Source organism: Loktanella sp. PT4BL (assembly GCF_003201935.1).
In the GTDB taxonomy this organism is placed as follows: Bacteria; Pseudomonadota; Alphaproteobacteria; order Rhodobacterales; family Rhodobacteraceae; genus Yoonia.
This window is the reverse complement of record NZ_QJJL01000003.1, coordinates 750,037-770,169: the sequence shown is the minus strand read 5'-3', so window position 1 is coordinate 770,169 and position 20,133 is coordinate 750,037. Positions and strand designations below refer to the sequence as shown.

The following is a 20,133-nucleotide window of genomic DNA, read 5'->3' as shown; positions in this document are numbered from 1 at the left end:
ATGAGCGCAAAAAAGCCAACTTGGCGCGATGTTAAGTCGGTGCTGCAGGACTGGGAAAAGGATCGGCTGATTGGCTTGATCCAAGACCTGCACAAACTGAGCGCGGCAAACGCAGATTTTCTAAATGCCCGTCTGCTTGACGCAGATGCCGCGCAGAGCCTCGCGCCATACAAGAAGCGGATCATGCAGGCCATCAGTCCAGCACAGCCGTGGAAGCAAGACGTACAGCTACGCGAAGGCAGAAAAGCGATCAGCGATTACAAGAAGGCCAGTGGGGATGTGCGCGGCGTACTGTCTCTGATGGTTTACTACATTCAATGTGGCAACGATTTCACGTTGGAGTTTGGGGATATCGACGACACCTTCTACAACAGTCTTTGCTCGATGCTGGATCAGGTGAAGAAACAGCTTATTGCTGGAGGCGACCCTAAGCTGGCTGCTGAGTTTATTCCTGTGCTTGAGCAGGAGTTTCAGCGTATTGATGGGCAGATGGGCTGGGGCTATCCAGACGAATTTGGTGAGCAGGTAGCAGAGTTGCGCGAACGGTTCGGCTAAAGCTATGCTTCAAGCACACTTTCATAGACTTGTTGGTGCAGTGAGCCTACTGTTGCTGCGAGGGGCATGGAATGCGGCAGCTGCGCGACGACACACATCTGATACTGGACGGCGAAGTTCGCGTGTACAGGCGCGAGCGCAGTAAACGTTGGCAGGCGGCGTTCAACATCGACGGACACACCATCCGAATCAGCACGGGCAAACGCGACTTGGCTGAAGCCAAGGAATACGCCCGTGACACCTACCTTGAATACAAGTTCCGCCACAAAAACGATCTGCCCATTGTCACTAAAAAGTTCTCTGACGTGGCCAGACTGGCGATAGTGGATATGCGCAAGCAGCTGGATGCGGGCTTGGGCAAGAAGGTGTATGCAGATTACTGCGTCTGCATTGAACGCTATCTGATCCCGTTCTTCGGCGCTCAGTATGTCACATCCATCAACTACGAAAAAATCCAACAATTCTACGAATGGCGGCGGGAGCGTATGGGGCGCGAACCGAAAGCCTCAACGCTGAACACCCATAACTCCGCAATGAACCGCGTGTTTGAAGAAGCTGTGGCACGGGGTTTTCTGGCCCATAAAGATGTACCCATACTGGCCAACAAAGGCGAAGGCAGTGAGCGTCGTCCTGACTTTACACGCGATGAATACAGGACGCTGATCCGCAAACTGCCCCATTGGATCAAGCAGGGCAAAGCAGGCAAGCCAACCGACATGCGGGACCTGATGCGCGACTATGTGTTGATACTGGCCAATACGGGAATGAGGCATGGCACGGAGGCGCTGAACCTGCAGTGGAAGCATGTGACGCTGTTTGAGGAAAAGGGGCTGCAGTACTTGGAGATGTCAGTACGCGGCAAAACTGGGCGTCGTGACATTATCTGCCGTTCAGGTGCGATCAACTATCTCAGGCGCATTCACGAACGCAGCAACGACATCAAGCACATCCCATTCGAAGACTTGCTCCGTCAACGAGTGGATTTGCCTGTGTTCCGTTTACCGGATGGCACAGTCTCAAAAAACCTGCATCAGACATTTCGTGCTTTCGTAACAGAGACAGGGCTGATCACCTGTCCACGTACTGGGCAAAACCGAACGCTGTATAGTCTGCGGCATACCTATGCCACGTTTGCACTGCTGAATGACGGGATGGATATACATGCGCTGGCCATACAGATGGGCACAAGCATTGGCATGATTGAGCGGCATTACAGTCATCTTACGCCGCGTCTGAAGAAGGACATGCTCACAGGCAAGCGGCATGACTTGCCAGCGGACGAGTTCCTGCAGCGATATAAGTCATAGCAGCTCAACAGCAGCCGTCAGCTGTTCCGCTTCTACTTCGATATAACGCTGCGTGGTTAAGATATGGCCACGCTCAAAGAAAGCATCACGCATCTGATGTGGCGGAACAGGGTGAATGCACGACGCCTCGCTGTTAAAAAAACTCGGCTGAAAAATTTACTAAAGTTCATGACCTTTTTGGTCCGTGTGAGTTGCCCTCGCACTCGGCGAAGCCTATCCCGATACTGGACATGTTAGGAGAAAAAGTTTGCCTCTTGGAAAATCTAACATACTTCTTTCTAGGCTTATGCGGGGAGTTTCAGATGATGAACATGCTAAAACAAGCAGTAGGTATTCTGGGTGCAACCATCATCCTAGCATCCTGTCAGTTGGATACTGCTCAGCTTGCTGATGACAGCGCCGCTACTCGTAACCCATTTGCCGACATGCGTTGGGGTGATGCTTACTGGCAAACGAGTGATCTCGAGGTTCAGGGGGGGTACTCTGTTGTGCCTGATCCTGAAACAAACGCTGGCGTTGTGCAACGCTTTACTCTGCGAGAAGGTCAATGCTCAGGACAAGACTGCCGTTATAATTCAGGGCGATTTGAATTCACGGAAAATATTTGGGATCGACCTCGGTTTGGCGATGTCAGGCAGCCGACAACGTCATGGTATAGCTGGGAAGTTCGGCTAGATGAGGATACACTTTATGGTCGAAATCAGCCGATTGGCCCGATCATTTTAGGTCAATTCAAGCAAGGTATGGTGAATTGCCCACTCTTAATCTTTCGCCATCAATCGGGCTATAATGACACAAGCTTGAATGTTACTTTGAGTCGTGACAGTGGGCTTGAGCCTCCCTATGATTGTCCATCGATTGGTGATGAGCGAGTTGGTAGCGTTACGGAACTTATCGGTCGGTGGGCTCGAGTTGAAATGTTCATTCGATGGAGCAGTGGCGAAGACGGGCGTGTTGACGTGTACATCGATGGCACTCAGCGAATGAGTTACGCGGGACCTACCTGCATTGATGATTGCGCCAAGATCTATCGAAAATACGGCATTTATTTCGCGAACCAGCGCGGCGGTACTCCCCTGACCGAAATCAATGCACTTTACCGAAATATTGGTAGAGCGTCTACACGTGAAGGATTGCCTCGTTAAGCCGGCATTACAGGAGTTCAACAGCAGCGGTCAGCTGTTCAGCGTTCACGTCGATGTAACGCTGTGTGGTTGAGATGTGTGAATGCCCCGCCAATTCTGCCAGCAAGCGCACGCCCACGCCCTTGTTTGCCAGTCTGGTAATATAAGTCCTGCGTCCCGAGTGGCTTGAAGCGTCTTTGAGCCCCACCGCCTTGTAGATATCCAAGAACAGCTGGCACATGGTGTTGGCCAAAAAGTGCCCGCCTTTTTGGCTCTCAAACAAGGGACGCTGTGGGTTGTTGTTCGGAAGGCCAGCACCGTATTCAGCGAGCGCACGGCGCAAGCGTTGGTTCAAGTATACCGTGCGTGTCTTGCCGCCCTTGCTCTGTGCTGCTGCAAGGATGAACTGCTCACGCACTGCGCCCGCATCGTCAAAAATGTCCCCACGTGTAAGCGCGGCGATTTCTTTGGCCCGTAGCCCTGCGTAGAAGCTGAACAGGATGATGGTTTCGTCACGAACAGGATGACGACGACTACGGCAGTAGTGTAGTACCCTACGCAGTTGAGCTTCGTTCAATGTCTGTGCTTGGCGCATGGCGCAATCCCCCAAAAACCTCATTATATCATATGCTTGACTATAAAGTCTGAGGTATTGGTTGGTCGACCGGAAACTGCACCAAATGGTCTTCAAATGAATTCAATGACTTACCCAATAATCTCATACAATACTAGTTCTATGAGGTTTTGTGTTCTGTGTTACTGAGCAAGAAAAACTGAAGGGCTAGTTTAGTATGCTCCGCTGTCTACAACGCACTCCTCCCAAAACGCGGAAACAGCGGAGCATGGCAGCGCTAGCAGCGCTACGACCCAATCAGGCTGCCATTATAATAAAATCCAGCCAAGTGATCTTACGATAGGCGTCACAGCAGCACTTGCGCGGTGCACACCATTGCCTAAATCACGGTTGAAACAGTGCAGGGGTGGACAATGACAAATCAGCAGGACTTTCAGAACATCATCAAACAGCTGCGCACAGACGCTGACCCCGTTGCGCTGATGCGCAGCTTAGTAATTCAATCGGGCGGCCAATGGGCGGATCACAGCGATGACACCCTTTTCGAAATCAATTTCCTTGGCATCGCCGGATTGGGCTATGGCGCAGCAGCTGCCGTAGCGAACTGGGTCGAAAACGCACAGCGCACAAACACGGTCGACACTGCTGCATAGGCGTTTTATTTGGGTGATGCGTGGGCCTGTAGCTCAATTGGTTAGAGCAGAGCGCTCATAACGCTTTGGTTGCGGGTTCAAGTCCTGCCGGGCCTACCACGCGAATTTTCTATTAATATGCCATGCGTGGCGACAACACATAACCTACGGCCTTTCCAGCAAGCCGGTTTGACCGCTTTTGCCCCGGTTTTTTGCTTAAGTTGATAAATAAACTTGAACACAAAGACACTTAGGCAACTGTAAAGGCACCACAAACTGGATCAAGGTTAGCACGCCGACTGTAATCGTGCCGCAAGTCCGTTCTGAAGTGTGACGGTGAGTAAATGTAGTGCCAGTTCTATGCTTCAATCGACTACCCCATCCTCGTAGGTGGGATGCCTAAAGCTGTTAAGGTGCAAATGTTTGACCAGCCCTCAGCTTCGATTGTCGTAATGGTAAGGTGCCATAAGAATATTATGGATTGGCAAAAGTGAGACGGATGACAACCTCGCAAGAGAACCGTCAACACACAGGGCAGCCCTGCTGTATGGGCCTGTGTGTGCGTGGTAGCTGGTAATAGAGATGATCGCAAAACCTACTCTTCCCGGAAACGGGTTCAGTTATACAGCCTAGTGCGCGACTGCAGATAGCAGCGACGTGCTTTTGGACCGACGCCTCAATAGGCGTTGGTCTAGTGGCTCATTGCAGATGCCAAAAGAAAATATTCAAACAAAATCAATCATATAAATCACAAGACGTCTTTGAGCTCTTCAAGATGAAATCAATCAGCGGCGATTGCATTGTGAGGCGCAGCGATAGCAAGCACGAACAACAAGAGCAGCACATAGATGCGAAGCAGATATGTTGTATCCACTGAAACACATAATCCATATTGCCAGACAAATGGCGAAAAATCAGTATTCGTCTGCCAGCATGATGGTGAGTACGCGGGTGGTGACAGCTGCATCACTGGCATCAGGTGAATGCATGCCCATGTCCACGTCGTAATAGTCCCATTTCCAGAAGATCAGATCATCGCCATGCCGAAACGAGCCAAAGTCATGTTCGTGATATGGGTCATTCTCTGGCGTGAACACATCATACCAGCGCACCTGATCCAGTACATCTGCCATATCGTCCATGGCTTGAATGCCCTGCGTTATGACAACACGACAGCCAGTAAATGACTGCCGTGCGTCATCGTTCAACACACGTATTTTGTCAGTGTTACATTCAGCCATTTGCTGCTGCCTTGGCCGCGCCGGGTTTGATACGGGGTTTGCGTTCAGCTGTTTTGGCGATAGCTGCGTCCAACTCCCCTGCTGATGCTGCTGAGAGGAATACATCCAACACAGCACCTACGTCCTTGAGTGTTTTGACGAACACAGCGTTATTGGTGCCATCTGCCGCAATCACACGTGCCCCATAACGGCACTGCACATACCAACCGCCATCTTGCTCAAAGAACCACGGGCGCACACGACGATGCGTTTTGACCAAGACCCGCTCACCCTGCTCGTTTGTCATCCACTTTGATCGTTCAACGCGGTGGTCTTGGCTTTTGAGTGCTGCTGCGTGAACCAATTGCTGTTCCTTCAATCCGGCCACCAACTTGTCACGTCGTGCCACAACAGGATCACGTGTGTTGCTGCGTGTGACTGTTTTGAAAGCCAGTTTTGCCAAATGTGTCATGTGTCTGTGCTCCTCTGTGATACACTTATAACGCGAGCATATGGTCAGAGATTCAGCTGGACGACCGAAAAGACAGGTGTTGTCGCGGTCAAACACAGGCTGTGAAATCTTCATCCGTTTCAAGCAAGAACACAGTCTTCGTGAACACTGCCGAAAACACGCTGCATCGCCGGGCGCGGAATAAATACATGTGTTACAAACAGGAGGACGAGTATGTCGAGACAGATATTAGAGCAGGTATGCGATGAACTGACCAAATGCGGAGCAGTTGCATCAAACAGAGAGTTTTGTGAAAACTGGTTGGCACGCGATCCCAGCTATATGCGTGGACTGCGTTTCCGTGATCTTGATCCCAGTGCTGCCACAATGGCGACCTGCAGCAGCAAGCTGGCCTATTATGCCAAGCACTTGGCACAGAGCACACAGCCTCAACATCAAGATTGGCACCAGCGCTTTAGAAAGCTGCATCAGTTATGTGAGCAGGCGCTGGAGCAGCAGGCACGTGCGCAATGGATGACGCCCAAGCGCATGGGGATTTGACTGTGGGACGAGAGAGATTTGTGCTCAGAAGATTATCAGCTACGGATTTTGACGGCCAAGTACTTATCGTTTCGAGCTGGTGATTTTGCATCACCCCATATCTGTGGGCGGACCTGCAGTCGTCACTGTTCGAATGTCCAGCCATTTCAGCGCTTAATCACAACACAGTAAGATTGAGAAAACATGCTGTGTTTGGATAAAAACTGCAGGCACTGTGTTGTTGTCAAAACTTCGAATGCTGTGTCGCAAACACTGTGTTGCGAACAAAATGGGGAAACATAGTCCGCCCCACACAGAACTTGTGACGCTGTGGGCACAAAAAAGCCGCCAGCACGCATGCTGACGGCGATGTTTCATTTGTGATGTCGATCAGAGATCAAAGTCTCTATCGCGTTCGGGGTCTGGTAATCCAGCACGTTCGCAAAGGTACTGACGCTGTTGCGCGGGGTCCAAACGGTCCCAGTATCGCCGAAACCCAGCATAATCCGCGTCTGACATCCGCGCCAATGCCGTGCTTTCTACTGCTTGCTTGAGTTCGTTATTTGCCAAGTCGCGCAGCATGGGCAACGGATTGAAGCCTTCATACCAATTCTGCAAATCATCGATCTGCTCTTGACGCTGCAGCACCTTGACGACGCGGGGGGTGATCAACTGCTCAATGTTAAACAAGCGCAGCATTGTGTCCATTGTCATGGTGATTTTCTCCTATTCGATTGTTGGGGAATGTGGTGTGCCGCCGATTGAGACCGGCGACACAAAACGGTTTAGCTGTGCTCAAATGCCCGAAAGATGATGTGCATTTGCTGCTCAGGCGTGAAGCGTTGCCACACAGCTTTGAACCGTTCCGCTTGACCTTCTGACAAGCGTTGATCTGCTTTGAGCATGACCATATCGGGTAGAACGTCGAGTGGGTTTTGAATGTGACCGACATCCAAGTCGAACAGCTCCGAGCAATTCGTCAGCGCTTCCCACTCAAGGTACTGATTGAGAACACGTCCAATATCGTCGTCCAACAGCTCTTGAAGGTAGGCCAGTTCGATTTCCAACGTTTCCATTACTTGCCCCCCGTGCCATTGATGGTGTGTGCGCACTGGTGTGCTGGGGCTGGCGGCGTTGTGACCTGTGCCATCATGCGCTGAAGGCGAAACACATAGTCTTCCATCCAATCATCCAGTTTGCGCCCACTGCCTTCAAAACCTCTGAGCAACCCTGCTGCTTGTACTGTTGTGACGGGAATACCTTCAGCTGCGAGAACAGACACCACACGTGGCACCCACTGCGTGATGCTGGGGTAATCTATAAATACGGGCCGAAAACGGTCTTTGAGCGGTCCATCAATGAGATGCAGATTGTTGGTGGTGGCGATAATTGTGCCGATTTCGTACTGATCAATGAACGCCCGCAACTTGTGCTGCATCGGCAGCGTAAACTGGTCCAATTCGTCGAACACTGAGCAGCCCATGCCTGACCCCATTGAATGCTGCAGGTCCCACTGCTGCAGCGCAAATTCGAAGCCGTCATACTTGGCCTGATAGGCTTTGGCGTTCCATGGCTCACCAAGCCCTGCCTGCCAAATCACGCCCAAGCGTTCTTTGAGCACGAGCTGTGCTGATACAGATTTGCCAGTGCCTTTGGGCCCATAAAGCAGCAAGTGCTTGTCGCGCTGATTGTTAGCGTATTCGTTGAGTGTTTGCTTTACGTCCGCGTCTGCGCAGATCACGTCGTTAAGCGTTTGCGGGCGGTGCTTTTTGTCGAACTTCATCTGAGTTCCTTTCAATAAAAAATAAGAGGGGTGAGCAGGCAGCTGAACTGCTGCCTGCTGTGTTGTTTGCGATTAGAATGATGCTGCTTCCGTTGCGGGCACTGTGACCTGCACCTGAGATTGAAAGCCATTTCCAAGCAGCTCTTGTGCAAGCAGTTCCATGTTTTCAGCACGCTGTTCTGCATCGTGCTTTGTGACGTTCTGCTCAGCAGTCTGTACAGCACGCTCCTTCAGCGCTTTGCCTGCAATTGTCAGTACAGTGTTCACTGCTGCAGCGTTGTTGGTGCCGAACACGATTGATCCGGTACCGTCCTCGTTCTTGCGAACCAGCGCCAAGCTGTAGCGAGCGCCATCTACCGGCTGAAGAACATCTACCATTGCAACAGGTGCCACTGTGCTTTGGTTCACCAGTGCTGCTTCGGCAAAGTTGCGAGCACGTTTGGCTTTTTGTGCGTCCGTTTCCCCGTCCTTGCCCTGCCGACGCAACTCATCGATCCCGTTGTTGTCGGCAATGAACTGAGGCACCTGTGCGCCGGTGATGCCCGCTTCCGATGCAATGGTGAGAACACGAGCGTAGGTATATGCGCGATTTTCGATCTTCTGTTCGCGCCCCTTGCCCACGAACACGAGCCGCACAATTTTTAGCGCTAAGCTGGTGTTGCTGTTGTAGCCAATGCCGTGCTGATCCAGCAGATCGGTCACTGCGCGGCTTAGCTCCACGCTCCTGCGCACCTTAATGAACAGATCGAGCGTACTGCCAAGCAATGCATAGAGTTCTGCGTTGCTTGCGGCGTATGTGCCTTCTTCCCAAATACGACGCTGTTCAATCAATGCGTCTACGATGTTGCTGAGCTCGAACTTCTTTTCTGTAGTGTTGGTCATGTGAATATCTCCTTGTGTCTGACCGCGACCGGCGTGATTGCCGTGTCGATGAACCAGTTGTATTCGGAGTTAGCCCATCAGTCCCTTTACTGTGTAATATGGACAAGTATGGGATAATGATGTTCATATTAATGTATGAAACCTGTTCGCACACAACATGACAGCCCTAGAGCCGCAGACTTTCACAACGACGGTGTATGGGCCACAAAGCTGGGATTCTATCTGCTGTGGATGGAGTATCTGGCTGTAAGCCCAAGCTACGAGCTGGCACGGCGCTATAGGGCTGGGATTTTGACGCACGCAGAACGAACACGACTGCCAGCTGATTTTGAAGATGTGCTGGCGGTGTATGACGATTTGGGCGACATTCAGCGTGTGAGTTTCTTGGACTGGTGGAGCGAACGCGGGTTGACCGTATTCGGCTACGAAGGGGCGAAACCCCGTGTGCAGCGCATCGACAATTTACGCAGCAATCGGCACCGCAAAGCAGCTCAGCGTCTACAAGGCTTCATTGAAAATGACTGGACCGAGCAAGGGCAACCAAATGCTATGTTGGTGAGCATTCCTGTGGGTTTGACCAAAACACAGATCACCCGACAGTTGGGGAAACTGTTGGCGCGGTACGAAGACGAACACCGTGTGCTGCCTGCGCGTAAAGCGAAATATCCATTGGTGGGCACAAGGCAGCGCAAAGATACTCTGTTTCGCTATCTGTTCGTGGTTTGGGTGCGCTGCGCAATGCCACGCCAACCATTATGGCGGGTGGGTGCTCGGGCCAAGGTCAGTGACACATATAGCCGAGAACTTGATGCTGGCGCACGAATAGCACGTGGTGAACAGGTATATGATCGCTCAGTTTTGGCGGTGCTAACAAGCCGTGCTTGGAGCAGAGGGCTGGCGCTGGCTGAGAATGCCGCCCGTGGTCGTTTCCCGAGCTATGACATGCCAGATCACGCTGTCGAGCCAAATACCCATGATCTGTGGGACATGATCTATAGCCGTCGCAGGTGGAAGAAGCGGATCAAGCCGCGCTGAGCGTTGGAAAGTTCTATGTCCCAAACACTGTGTTCTCAACAAAATGGGGAAACATAGTTCGTCAAACACAGAACCTGTGACGCTGTTTCAACAAAGAACCCGTGACACTGTGAGAACAGAAAACTTGAGAAGTTGCCGTGACACAGAACTTGTGATGAGGCTCAACGCAGAACCGACCACTTTCGGTATTGGCCACAGGTGCCAGACGCTGGTGTTTGTGCGTGATTGTGCCCACCGCCCAAGCATTCCCCTCGTGTTGTTGGTGACGCTGTAGACACAAAGGCACGGGTTGCGTTGGCTTTGCGGGCACCAGCCCAGCGTTCACAAGTGGCGCACAGTTTCATGTTGGGCGAATATGTGGGCATTTTGCTCTCCTGCACGTACTTGAACGTTACGGTCACGACACATCAATGAGCAACAGAAAATCGGATAAATATCTGTGAACATGAGATTTTTAGGAGGTGGTATGAGCGTGAAACTGTTGGAACACTTGAGAGATGAGCTGCTTGCGTGTGGGGCTGCGCAAAACACGCCAGAGTTTTGTCGGGCATGGCTGGGGCGCAGTGAAGGCTATATCCGAACGCTGCGCAATCACGGCACGGGACCGAGCGTTGAAACACTTGCTATCTGCTCTCATAAGTTGGGCCATTACGCAGATCGTCTGCGATCAAGTGGCGATAGGGAGCACGGCCGTTTGGCAGAGCAGTTTGATCGGCTGAAGCTGCTCTGTGACCAAGCCATAGCTGAACATGCGGAAGCAGTATGGCGTGCGCCGGAAAGGATGTCTGCGTGATGTCCTGTCCGAAATGGGTCCTGCCCCGAGAAAATCTGGGTGCGCAGTTTTTGGCAGGGAAGTACTTATCAAATCAGCCTGGTGATTTTGCATCACCCCATCAGTGCAGGTCTGCACTGTGCTGGTGAGCGAGATCGTGGGCGAAGCTTGGTGTAAGCGGCATCCCAAGCCAAAACAGTTGCCCATACCAGGGCCCACAAAACCCAAGCCACGCCCGAAGCCCAAAAAGCGTGCCAAACCCAAGCCATTCAACGAACCCAAGTCTGACGAGTTGAGTTGATGGCGTCACAAACAAGCTGTGCGGGCCGTGCTTGCGTCGGTTGGTGGTGTGCGCTGGCCCATGTAGCGAGCAACACCTGTTGAAGCTGTACGCTGCATTTTGACTCAATTGTTCACGCTTCATGCTGAGACTTGGCATCCCTCTTACCAGTTGACCTAAAGACTGGCAGGCATAGCGAAAATGACCTAATCTGCTTTCGAAGCAGGGAGATAGCACATGGATCAGTCAGCACGAGTAAAGTTTTTTGAGCGTATCGAGGCTGCCCCGCTGGCTGCGCGAGGCTTTTTTGAAAGCGTGGATGAGCATTTTCGGCAGCGTAACGATGTGGACGTTCGCTTCACCCACACAACGTTTGCAGACATGAGGCTATGGGCTGTTTGGGAAACCGACAATGGGAAACAGCGCGAGCAGATATTCGCAACGATGACTTGGCAACCGAAAAACCTTGCTGTGTTTGCGCGAACCAAGCTCACGCCACCGGAGTTCGCCTATTTGGGCTTTGAAGGTGCAGAAAAACCTAAAGCAGATAGTGAGCCCCAAAACAGTGATATTCGCCTATTCGAAGAGGATTGGCGTTATGGCGCACTTCCGTTCATCCGCGCACTTGCAGCAGCCAAAATGAAAATTTTGAACTGAAAAGGGCGACCTGAAGGCCGCCCCTCTGGATTCTTGTTAGTGGGTTTTAAAACTGGTGTTCGAGGTTGAGCGCAAAACTTGAGCGAGTGGTGTCGCCGACCCTGTCCATGATCACCCGGAATTCCACATTGCTCAGGCCATCCTCGGAACGGCTGTTCAAGCCTATTTCAGCACCACCACCGCAGTCTTGGCGCATAACCCCAGCGTCAACCCGTTCGCAGATCAGGCGTGGGGCAAAGCTGAATTGACTGTTGCTGTCTGCAACTGTGTCCGCGTCCAGTGCCCAGACCACGCCCCGCCCGCATAGCGATCAGCAAGTGTTAGCGCTCTACGTGCGTCTTTGTTCACAACCAGACAGTTTGGGCGATCTCAAGTGAATTCGCTCCGCTTGACACAGGGGCTGGAAGGCATAGCACAAATGGTTTAGACATTGCCGATGCGGTGTACTCGCCGAGCATAGCTATTTAATCCGGATATCTGAGTTGAACAAAACGTCACGTCATTGGAAGCACGGCAAACCAATTCAGAGCACAACACAATGTATTGAGATGCCAATTCATCGGTTCATCTGCAAAAAGTATTCATCTTTCCAATTTCTGCATATCATCAGCTTTTGAGGACAACGGCTTGGTCAATTATACTGCATCGCGTCCTGCAAAGTTTCGAAAAGCTGTTTTTCTATGCTGTGATCACGATTTTTCAAAGTTTGCTGCTTTCTTGATTCAACAGATAGCTGAAAAACATCCAACCGCTGATTTTGATATTTGCCTATGCAGCGAGGATAAAATCGAGTTGCCCGCGTCATTGGCGCAGTTGCCGGTCAGGCTTTGCCAGATCAGGATACAGGACACCATCGCGCAGGCGCCAGTCAGTGAAAGGATCAACGCGGCATCATACCTGCGGTTGCTGCTACCATCGGCATTCGCGGCTGACTACGATCGCATTCTCTACCTTGACGCAGATATTTTTCTGATCGGTGGTGATCTGTCTCGCTTGCTGGAGGTCGAACTGCTTGCAGGGCATCCAATCGCCGCCGTCAGAACAAGCCACCAGCGCAACAAAATGCGCAGGCTGATGCCCGAGTTCAAGAAACTGCGCATGACACCGGCCCCTTACTTCAATGCCGGCGTATTGCTGATTGACGTTCCCCGCTGGGAAGGGACCGAAACGTTGTCCCGCGCACTGAAAGTCATTTCGGATCACCCAGACGCTTTGGTCATGCATGATCAATCCGTGTTGAATCTTGTATTTCGTGGACGCTGGTCAGAGCTATCTGTCGTCTGGAACTGGATGTATTCGGGCCGCTTCAGCTATATGATTGAGGCGTGCGATCCGTTTCTTATTCACTTTGCAGGTCGTATGAAACCGTGGAACACATTGACCGGAGAGTTTCCGCCCAAATACCCCAATGCCTACCGCGATTTTTTCCTGCAGCATTACCCCGAGGCTGCAGCCCAGATGCCTGTTCCAAAATCAATCTTTGCCGCACCGAAGTTTCATAAGAAATCACTGCTCAAACAGTGGTATGACTTCAACCGGTTCATGCCGTATATGACGCGGTTTGACGATCCGTATTGTGCAGTTGATCCCGATGTGTGACCGCCAGAACGCTGCGAATTAAATCGAAATGGCCGAATCTTCCACAAGGAGTTTCCTGCCAGTAAATGTTAACTTTGGTTTTACAGTCTGAAATTCACTTCGAGTATCTAAAGAAAAACAATTGGCAGAAAGAGAATCTCTAAAAAAATGTTCATACTCACACCTTCTGATTTCCCATCGCTTTCTGAGCCTTTTTTCTTTTCTAGAAGTTATTCCAATTCTCGATAAGTATTGGCGGACTTTCCATTTTATCACAGTTAAAAAATCAGGTTTAGGATGTCGACGATCTTCATGCTGCGAGGTAATATCCAAATTTGCTTGCTCAAAAAGAAATTTGTAAATTCGATATCCATTCTCTTCAAAGTTATTATCTTTAAACCATGGCTTCCTATCTTGACTATAGTGATATAAAATAGGATTAAAAAAATCTTCAAATCCAAAATGAAATAGTGCAGCTTGAAAGTTCCACTGTGGACTGAGCTCAACCCATTTATCTTGGAACATGTAATTCAAAAAATCTTGGTCATACATAAATACTTTGCTCCCGTAATTCTCAAAATAATCAGTAAGTTTTGCAGCGAAATTCTCCTGGCACCACTTCCTCACGTCAATCACCAGTACGCCAGAGTTAAAGTATCTGTCGCTAGCAACCCCGATACTATCAAGCCACTCTCTCCTGCTAATCGTAAGGCCTAACGGCTGCGATCTAGCAACAACTAAATCATGGACCGCCGCCAAGCCGCTCGGTAACTCTAAAGACCATATTCTTTCATCAAAATGGCGACAATGAACGTCTGCATCTAGGTAAATCACTCGATCATAATTCTGCAAAAAGAAAGGAGCAAATACTCGCAAATAGACAATAGCTGGCCATTTTTTACTCCCGGGTAAATTGGGTGGAAGCATTTCGCCAAGAACGTCGTAGTGATACTTTATGGAAGAAACTGAGGATAGCTCCAAAACAGCGGCATACCTGTCCCGCCGTTCTACGAAAATATGAACATCACACCCAGTGAGCTTGGTGATATTCAAGGCTTGTGCGCTCACAACGTTAGCAAGAATTTCGTCAACCACAAAGAAAAACGCTTTCATATTAGCACCTTGAGCGGAATTGCATAAAGCCACTGCATTGGCATACCACGTTGTTCATCTAAGAGAATTGCCCGCTGGCAAAGATCATACTCTTCTAATTCGGGATAGTGCCCAAAGCTATGATCAATTTGTTGAATAATTTTCAGTTCATGTGACTCACGGAGGAAATCTGTAAGCGCCTCCGTTACTCCTGGCTTAATGTGTTCATGCAATTCTATTAGAAAAATGGAAGATTGTGATACGACTTTTGGAAAATTTAATATCTCTAGCTCAAATCCCTCACAGTCAAATATAAAGCAGCCAAGATCATGACATGTTGGATCTACAGTGTTAAGTGGATCATAGTAATCAAAGCTGTCTAGTCGTGTCACTTCTACATTATTAGCTTGAGCACACTCTGCCAAAATCCCAAAGGAACGTTCATCAATATCATAGGTATAGCATTGCGCAGCTGGAAGCCTTCTCTTCATGCCAATCGCATAATATCCTTCTGAAGCACCTACATTTAGAACAAACTTTGGACGTCGCTGGATTATATCGTCGATAGCTGGAAACAGTTCGAGTTCATAAGCACCAACGATTTTTGAAGCAATATCAAGGTCACTCCATGACCCAAATTTAGGTAGTTTCAGCCCCTTAAATGGGCCTTCTGTAATTGTATACCTCGTAGCTTCACCAATTTGGCGCACAAGATATTTCTTATATTCCGTCGTGATCTTTAGAACGTCGTTATATATGTGTTTTTCGCTATACTTGTAGACTTGGAACCCAAGCGGCTTAAGTAAGCGATTTAGTATGTTTCTGCGCCCCATTGAAGGCTCCTGTTATCGCTATTGTCTCTTATACTTAACTAGCATGAATGTGATTTTTAATGCCAATTCGCGTACTGGGCGCAAAGTGACTGAGATCGCTTGACCTGCAGTGCCGCATAGCTCTCCTGAACCCCCATGTTTAATGTAACTACTGCATGCGTGATCTATTTTCTTGTTTATATTGACGGATTGCCGCAGTCTTCTTGAGCTTCCAGAAAATCCAACCTCGCAAGCGCCAGTCGATCGGCTTGATGTCCGCCAAAAGGCTGATGGCCACATTGTCCACACCCTTATACGCGGCATGGCGTAATATTCTACGGATGAGAAACCAGCGATCAGCAGAGCGTTGCGGGAAATAGGGGTGGTTTCGTTGATAGGTACGAAGTCGACACTCGGCCTCTACTAACGAATCTGTTCCCGTGGAAAGTGTTGTTACAAGTTGGCCGCCAGTTTCATAGGCCTTGTGGATTCGGACACCTGGCGCTGCTTCAAACCAGCATGTGTGCCCAAAGCCGAACAACCGGCAAAACAGATCGCCATCCTCATCGACAATCTGTGCGGGACAAATGCCCCCGACATCCTGAAATGTGGCTTTGCGGATCCAGACCCCGCGGCTTAGTCCCGGCATCTTGTCTTGCAAGGGGACGTTTGCAGTGAGAACACCCTGTTGTAGCGCCTTACTCTTCTCCTTGGTGCTACTTCGTTCCGTGTTCAGCCGGTGATCCACCAACAGCGCTGCGGAAAAACCAAAATCGGCCTTGCTGTGTGCCGCTGCGGCCAAAACCCGTTCAGGGTAGTCGGGGATCAGTTCATCGTCATCATCGAGAAAAAGGATGATGTCACCCCGCGCGATACTGACGCCGAAATTACGCGCGCCTGCGGCACCTTTATCGCCATCATTTGCAACAATTCTAAGTCGCGGATCGCCAGACATTGAAATCAGTGCTGTTTGGGCCGTGTTGGAACGGTCATCTACAACGATGATCTCGGCGCTTTCCGGGCAGGCTACTAGTGCAGAGGCCACCGCGCGCGGCAAGATGGACGGGCGGTTGTAGGTGGGAATGATGATAGAGAGGCGATGTCGCATTTTCAAAGCCTCCTTACGTGCAGGGCATCGTAACAAATCATCTGTCTAAACCTGCCAACAGTGCGTCCACCTTTGCTTTGAATTTAATTGTTGATGACCTGCAGACATCAAGCATGTCGGCGTGTGCTATACCAGTATCCAACTTGCTCAACCAGTTTTTCGAAGTCGCGTAAGCGGGTGACATCCGATACCCAAAAAATTTGTTAGAAAACGGGATACAGATCGTCTTGCGCCCCAGTAGCAGCGACCAGTAAACGCCGTGATAGCTATTCGAGATTACAGTCCTGCCGCTCGCAATAAATCGGATTGAATCCTCAAAGGTACCAACGTTATTGGCCTTTTGTGGCATTCCTTTAGGTATGCGAATGTTTTGCTTTTCCGTTTTCCCACCATGCAAGTAAAAGACAACATCGTGCTCGGGTGTCATGTTTTCATCAAACAGTGGCGACATGCAGCTTGCGCAGGGTGCGAAATCATAACGTCTATCGCCCCAATCACGGCTTCCAACCAGATTGCACAGTTTGCTTGCGCGCAGATATTTGGGGGAAAAGGGAAAGGTCTGACGCGTTCCCACGCCCCACGCGATGTGCAACGGTGATCGCTCGCGGTTGACCCCTTTGGCCTCAGCCAGGCCACCAAAGATTTTGCCGCCACCAAATACACAGGCATCATAGGGCGCTGAAGGGTCGCGCATATCTTTCACTGTGGCACTTCCCCAGTCAAAATAGTCAAACGGGCTACAAGAAAAATCGCCAATGTTCGCCGTCTGTCGCAGGTGCTGAAAGATAAGATTCACACTATAGCCTAAACAAGATCATCGGCGTTTCTAGCAGTTTGCGCGTCCCAGAAGCCATTGTCATCAGGCCCACTGATCCGCTCTATGATTGCCGCGTTTGCAGGAGCAGATAACTCAGGGTAGTAGCACTTGTCGACATAGTTCAAAAACGCATGCCGAGCCGCCGTATCATACGTCACTGACTCAGGATCAGCCATGATGCGCTCAATGTCTTTCAGTGTTGTTGCTTTGGCCGCGATACCATCTATCGCCCAAAAGCAATCCCCACATGCGGCGACAGGTTTGTCAAAAAACATCGCTTCCAAACCGACCGAGGAGTTGACCGTCAAAATCAGTTTTGCTTTTTTCACTTGCTCAAACGTGTCCGTTGTATTGTCAAGAACGACATTGCTAACCCCAGATTTGTCAATGGCGTCACGAACAAATGGTGCCGCCGAAGGATGTTCTTTGATCCGTATATGCCAACCTTTGGGGCAATGTACGGACGCTTCTAGAATCGCATCTACAAATAATTCTACAGTCTTAAAGGCCCCACCATATATGCGTAGCTGGCTGTCTCCAGGCACTTGAAGTGGCACAAAGATAAAGGGGGCGGTAAGTGGCAGGTTGGCATCTGTCCTATCTGCAACTGCGCGCGACTTGCGTTGTGTGATGGTGTCACGCAATTTATGCCAATGTTCTGGGTCTTTGACATGTTTGGAAGCCCATGTGACGTAGGGAGCCTGATCGCGAGGCAGCGAGTTGGCAAAATTAACCCCGCGCGGGTCAATCGTGATGCGATTTGCAAATGGCGCTAACTCAAAAAACAAGGTTTTGTTGCCAGCATCTTTGGCGGCATCCATAAAAACACGCCGAGTGCCATTCAGACCATTCCATGCGACGGCAACCAAATTTGGATCACGAGCAAAGTAGGCTCGACTACCTGCATATTGCCGCCTCAGCAGCCACAGCTTTGCGCGACGAGCAATCGCCGAACGAGGTTGTTTCGTTGCAGTCGCCAAGGCCAATGCGGCCCGCGTGTCACTTTCAGCGTAATGGATAAAACCAAGCGGTACTGCATTGATAAATTTCACCACACCAGCTGCCGAAAGCATCATCTGCATCCATCGCCTTTTGTTTTTATGCGGATTTAGGCAAACAAACGTGACGGGCATGAATGATGCTTTCTCTTCTGGCTTCACCAAATTGTATTTAAAGATGCGATCAATTTCACGACTACGACCTCATGTATAAAACACCAACATGACTTCACAGGCAGGTTAAGTTAAGTGTTCAAAACTGTCATTATCTTCAGTGTTGCAAAATATACTCGGTAGACATTTCGCCAATCTGACGCGTTGACTGCGTCCTTACCAGAAGGTTGTTCTACCTCAATCGCGCAACCCTAGCGGCATGCAGGCAATGGCAATACTTGTCCAGAACACCTCAAATCGGCCGTTTTTCGCAGTCAGCCACAAGATCAGCCCTATCTGTCGTCCCAATGCATATACATTGCACAACTTCCATGCATAAGGTTGAAAAATTCAAACTTTTGAATTTGGTCCCTGAGCGTCATGAAAAGGATTACACCCAACCGACCGACCAAGTATTGTGTTTGCGAATGTGTTCCCCAATACTCTGTCCAACACAGTGTTTCAGGTTACTGTGTTCAACATAGTAATTACCGCCCTACCCTGTCAAATCACCAAAAACACACTTTTACGCACACCAAAACTTTCGTACGCTAAGTCACAGTAATCGAACAGAAATCTACTGCCACCTGCATTGAAAATCCTCGTGTCGGTGGTTCGATTCCGCCCCTGGGCACCATTTCTACCAAAGACTAACGTCTAATACTAATAGCTTGGTTTTTACTTTCTGAGTCGCAAGCTGATCGCAATGTTCTATGCGTGTTGGTGCTTTTTACGCTGAATTGCTGTGCTAACACAACGCAGCCACGGGCTGTATTGACGCTATATGTAACACAGTATGAGCTATGCCCCGTTTGCAGGACAGGATCTGACGTAAACCGAGCTACTCTTTGCACCTGCCAATCGGAACCGCGTTGTCTTACTGCCTCTAGACCACGGACGATGACTGCCCGCCAAAGACTGAGCACGGGTTATTGTGGATGTCGAAGACCATCCACTTACTGTGGTACCTGCTTTTGCCTCTGATCCGGGACCTAGGTATGCCGGTAGACGCATTCATACTTCAGAGACGACCAGAGCCGTGCGGCGAACAGGTTGTCAAGGAACCGGACCTTGCCATCCATTCAGATACGCACGTTTGAGTGCCGCAGCCTGTTCGGACAAGCACTATCTGCTGCGCCGAACTTGTGGATCGCTTCGTTCAGCGCGACGATGCGACAGCCGCCACCTTGCGTGTGTCCCAGGTCATGATCGCCACAAGACACAAAATCCGCGCCGGATGGGGCCGGCAGGCAATGTTGGCGCACCAAACCTGATTGAGCCGCGCTTCATAGACGGCCAGCATGTTCTGGCCATAGCGCGAAAATAAACCCAAAATACCTTCAAGCAAAGCGCGCTACAATTGGTGGATCATCATCGCGCACCCCGAAATGGCGCGCCAGCTCGCTGGCTAGCTCCTGACGCTCTGGCGTCAAACAGCATCTCTGCGCTTACCGCGCACAACCCTGCCCTGCCTGCACCCAGCAGAAAGTGATGTGGTCTTCGTCGTAACCGTGAGGGCATAACCCATCCCAGCCGGCTTTGCTTTACACAGGGGCTGGCAGGCATAGTAAAAAAGGTATAGGCTTTGCACCATCAGACAACTTACGTCGCACAGGTTTTCACCAAGATATTTGAGTTGAACAACGCATCACCTCTTTTCGAGTGCGGTTCGGTATTTCGGAACAGCACACGATGCGTTAAGACGCCAGTTCAACCGTATGACAACAAATATGTCTCCTTTGTGCAATCTCTGCCAATCAACG

22 protein-coding genes and 1 tRNA gene are annotated in these 20,133 nt (G+C 50.2%); 10 read left to right on the top strand and 13 right to left on the bottom strand.

Annotated features, from left to right (window positions below; translation table 11 throughout):
• From C7964_RS13735 to C7964_RS13725, 3 genes are all read left to right on the top strand, one after another.
• Complete coding sequence (locus C7964_RS13735) at positions 1–555, top strand: hypothetical protein (RefSeq protein WP_110280187.1); 555 nt, start codon at positions 1–3, stop codon at positions 553–555.
• A gap of 71 nt (positions 556–626) precedes the next feature.
• Entirely contained in the window at positions 627–1,862 is a 1,236-nt protein-coding gene (locus C7964_RS13730; RefSeq protein ID WP_110280186.1) for a tyrosine-type recombinase/integrase, read from the top strand.
• Between the two features lie 302 nt (positions 1,863–2,164).
• Entirely contained in the window at positions 2,165–3,007 is an 843-nt protein-coding gene (locus C7964_RS13725; protein ID WP_181417181.1) for a heparin lyase I family protein, read from the top strand.
• A gap of 7 nt (positions 3,008–3,014) precedes the next feature.
• On the opposite strand, the gene C7964_RS13720 is transcribed toward C7964_RS13725, so the two are convergent.
• Positions 3,015–3,581 carry a tyrosine-type recombinase/integrase gene (locus C7964_RS13720; protein ID WP_110280184.1) on the bottom strand — a complete coding sequence of 189 codons (567 nt, stop codon included), beginning with the start codon at positions 3,579–3,581 and terminating at the stop codon, positions 3,015–3,017.
• Between the two features lie 392 nt (positions 3,582–3,973).
• Between C7964_RS13720 and C7964_RS13715 the strand changes: the two genes are divergently transcribed.
• A complete protein-coding gene (locus C7964_RS13715) occupies positions 3,974–4,213 on the top strand; it encodes a hypothetical protein (protein WP_110280183.1) in 240 nt (79 codons plus the stop codon).
• Positions 4,214–4,235: 22 nt separating this feature from the next.
• Positions 4,236–4,312 (top strand) — tRNA-Ile (locus C7964_RS13710).
• Positions 4,313–5,106: 794 nt separating this feature from the next.
• On the opposite strand, the gene C7964_RS13705 is transcribed toward C7964_RS13710, so the two are convergent.
• A complete protein-coding gene (locus C7964_RS13705) occupies positions 5,107–5,403 on the bottom strand; it encodes a DUF3768 domain-containing protein (RefSeq protein WP_286163951.1) in 297 nt (98 codons plus the stop codon).
• A 22-nt stretch (positions 5,404–5,425) separates the two neighbouring features.
• The gene (locus tag C7964_RS13700) at positions 5,426–5,884 is read right to left on the bottom strand and encodes a hypothetical protein (RefSeq protein ID WP_110280181.1); all 459 of its coding nucleotides are present in this window, start codon (positions 5,882–5,884) and stop codon (positions 5,426–5,428) included.
• 213 nt (positions 5,885–6,097) lie between these two features.
• Between C7964_RS13700 and C7964_RS13695 the strand changes: the two genes are divergently transcribed.
• Positions 6,098–6,424, top strand: coding sequence for a DUF6626 family protein (locus tag C7964_RS13695; RefSeq protein WP_110280180.1), 327 nt, complete (start codon positions 6,098–6,100; stop codon positions 6,422–6,424).
• Positions 6,425–6,793: 369 nt separating this feature from the next.
• Here C7964_RS13695 and C7964_RS13690 read toward each other — a convergent pair whose 3' ends face one another.
• The 4 genes from C7964_RS13690 to C7964_RS13675 form a co-directional block, all read right to left on the bottom strand.
• Positions 6,794–7,117 (bottom strand): hypothetical protein, encoded by a 324-nt coding sequence (locus C7964_RS13690; RefSeq protein WP_110280179.1) that lies wholly within the window; start codon positions 7,115–7,117, stop codon positions 6,794–6,796.
• A gap of 71 nt (positions 7,118–7,188) precedes the next feature.
• Positions 7,189–7,479: a hypothetical protein gene (locus C7964_RS13685; RefSeq protein ID WP_110280178.1), complete on the bottom strand. Its 291-nt coding sequence runs from the start codon at positions 7,477–7,479 to the stop codon at positions 7,189–7,191.
• Entirely contained in the window at positions 7,479–8,186 is a 708-nt protein-coding gene (locus C7964_RS13680) for an AAA family ATPase (protein ID WP_110280177.1), read from the bottom strand. The genes C7964_RS13685 and C7964_RS13680 overlap by 1 nt, the downstream gene beginning before the upstream one ends.
• A gap of 72 nt (positions 8,187–8,258) precedes the next feature.
• The gene (locus C7964_RS13675) at positions 8,259–9,068 is read right to left on the bottom strand and encodes a hypothetical protein (RefSeq protein WP_110280176.1); all 810 of its coding nucleotides are present in this window, start codon (positions 9,066–9,068) and stop codon (positions 8,259–8,261) included.
• A gap of 231 nt (positions 9,069–9,299) precedes the next feature.
• Here C7964_RS13675 and C7964_RS13670 point away from each other — a divergent pair, with 231 nt between their 5' ends.
• The 4 genes from C7964_RS13670 to C7964_RS13655 all read left to right on the top strand — a co-directional run bounded on the left by C7964_RS13670 (position 9,300) and on the right by C7964_RS13655 (position 13,411).
• Positions 9,300–10,103, top strand: a complete 804-nt coding sequence (locus C7964_RS13670) for a hypothetical protein (protein WP_146214861.1) — start codon at positions 9,300–9,302, stop codon at positions 10,101–10,103.
• A 466-nt stretch (positions 10,104–10,569) separates the two neighbouring features.
• On the top strand, positions 10,570–10,896 hold the full coding sequence (locus tag C7964_RS19750; RefSeq protein WP_146214860.1) for a DUF6626 family protein: 327 nt from the start codon (positions 10,570–10,572) through the stop codon (positions 10,894–10,896).
• A gap of 496 nt (positions 10,897–11,392) precedes the next feature.
• Positions 11,393–11,812: a hypothetical protein gene (locus C7964_RS13665; RefSeq protein WP_110280174.1), complete on the top strand. Its 420-nt coding sequence runs from the start codon at positions 11,393–11,395 to the stop codon at positions 11,810–11,812.
• A gap of 543 nt (positions 11,813–12,355) precedes the next feature.
• The gene (locus C7964_RS13655; RefSeq protein WP_181417180.1) at positions 12,356–13,411 is read left to right on the top strand and encodes a glycosyltransferase family 8 protein; all 1,056 of its coding nucleotides are present in this window, start codon (positions 12,356–12,358) and stop codon (positions 13,409–13,411) included.
• Between the two features lie 18 nt (positions 13,412–13,429).
• Here the strand turns inward: C7964_RS13655 and C7964_RS13650 are convergent, their stop codons facing one another.
• The 6 genes from C7964_RS13650 to C7964_RS20135 all read right to left on the bottom strand — a co-directional run bounded on the left by C7964_RS13650 (position 13,430) and on the right by C7964_RS20135 (position 19,703).
• Positions 13,430–14,503 carry a glycosyltransferase family 8 protein gene (locus tag C7964_RS13650; protein ID WP_110280171.1) on the bottom strand — a complete coding sequence of 358 codons (1,074 nt, stop codon included), beginning with the start codon at positions 14,501–14,503 and terminating at the stop codon, positions 13,430–13,432.
• Positions 14,500–15,315 carry a class I SAM-dependent methyltransferase gene (locus tag C7964_RS13645; RefSeq protein WP_110280170.1) on the bottom strand — a complete coding sequence of 272 codons (816 nt, stop codon included), beginning with the start codon at positions 15,313–15,315 and terminating at the stop codon, positions 14,500–14,502. The genes C7964_RS13650 and C7964_RS13645 overlap by 4 nt, the downstream gene beginning before the upstream one ends.
• Positions 15,316–15,463: 148 nt before the next feature.
• A complete protein-coding gene (locus C7964_RS13640; RefSeq protein ID WP_110280169.1) occupies positions 15,464–16,402 on the bottom strand; it encodes a glycosyltransferase family 2 protein in 939 nt (312 codons plus the stop codon).
• 37 nt (positions 16,403–16,439) lie between these two features.
• Complete coding sequence (locus C7964_RS13635; RefSeq protein ID WP_110280168.1) at positions 16,440–17,198, bottom strand: glycosyltransferase family protein; 759 nt, start codon at positions 17,196–17,198, stop codon at positions 16,440–16,442.
• 8 nt (positions 17,199–17,206) lie between these two features.
• Entirely contained in the window at positions 17,207–18,352 is a 1,146-nt protein-coding gene (locus tag C7964_RS13630) for a capsular polysaccharide export protein, LipB/KpsS family (protein ID WP_110280167.1), read from the bottom strand.
• A gap of 1,177 nt (positions 18,353–19,529) precedes the next feature.
• On the bottom strand, positions 19,530–19,703 hold the full coding sequence (locus tag C7964_RS20135) for a hypothetical protein (RefSeq protein ID WP_220000178.1): 174 nt from the start codon (positions 19,701–19,703) through the stop codon (positions 19,530–19,532).
• Positions 19,704–20,133: the final 430 nt, after the last annotated feature.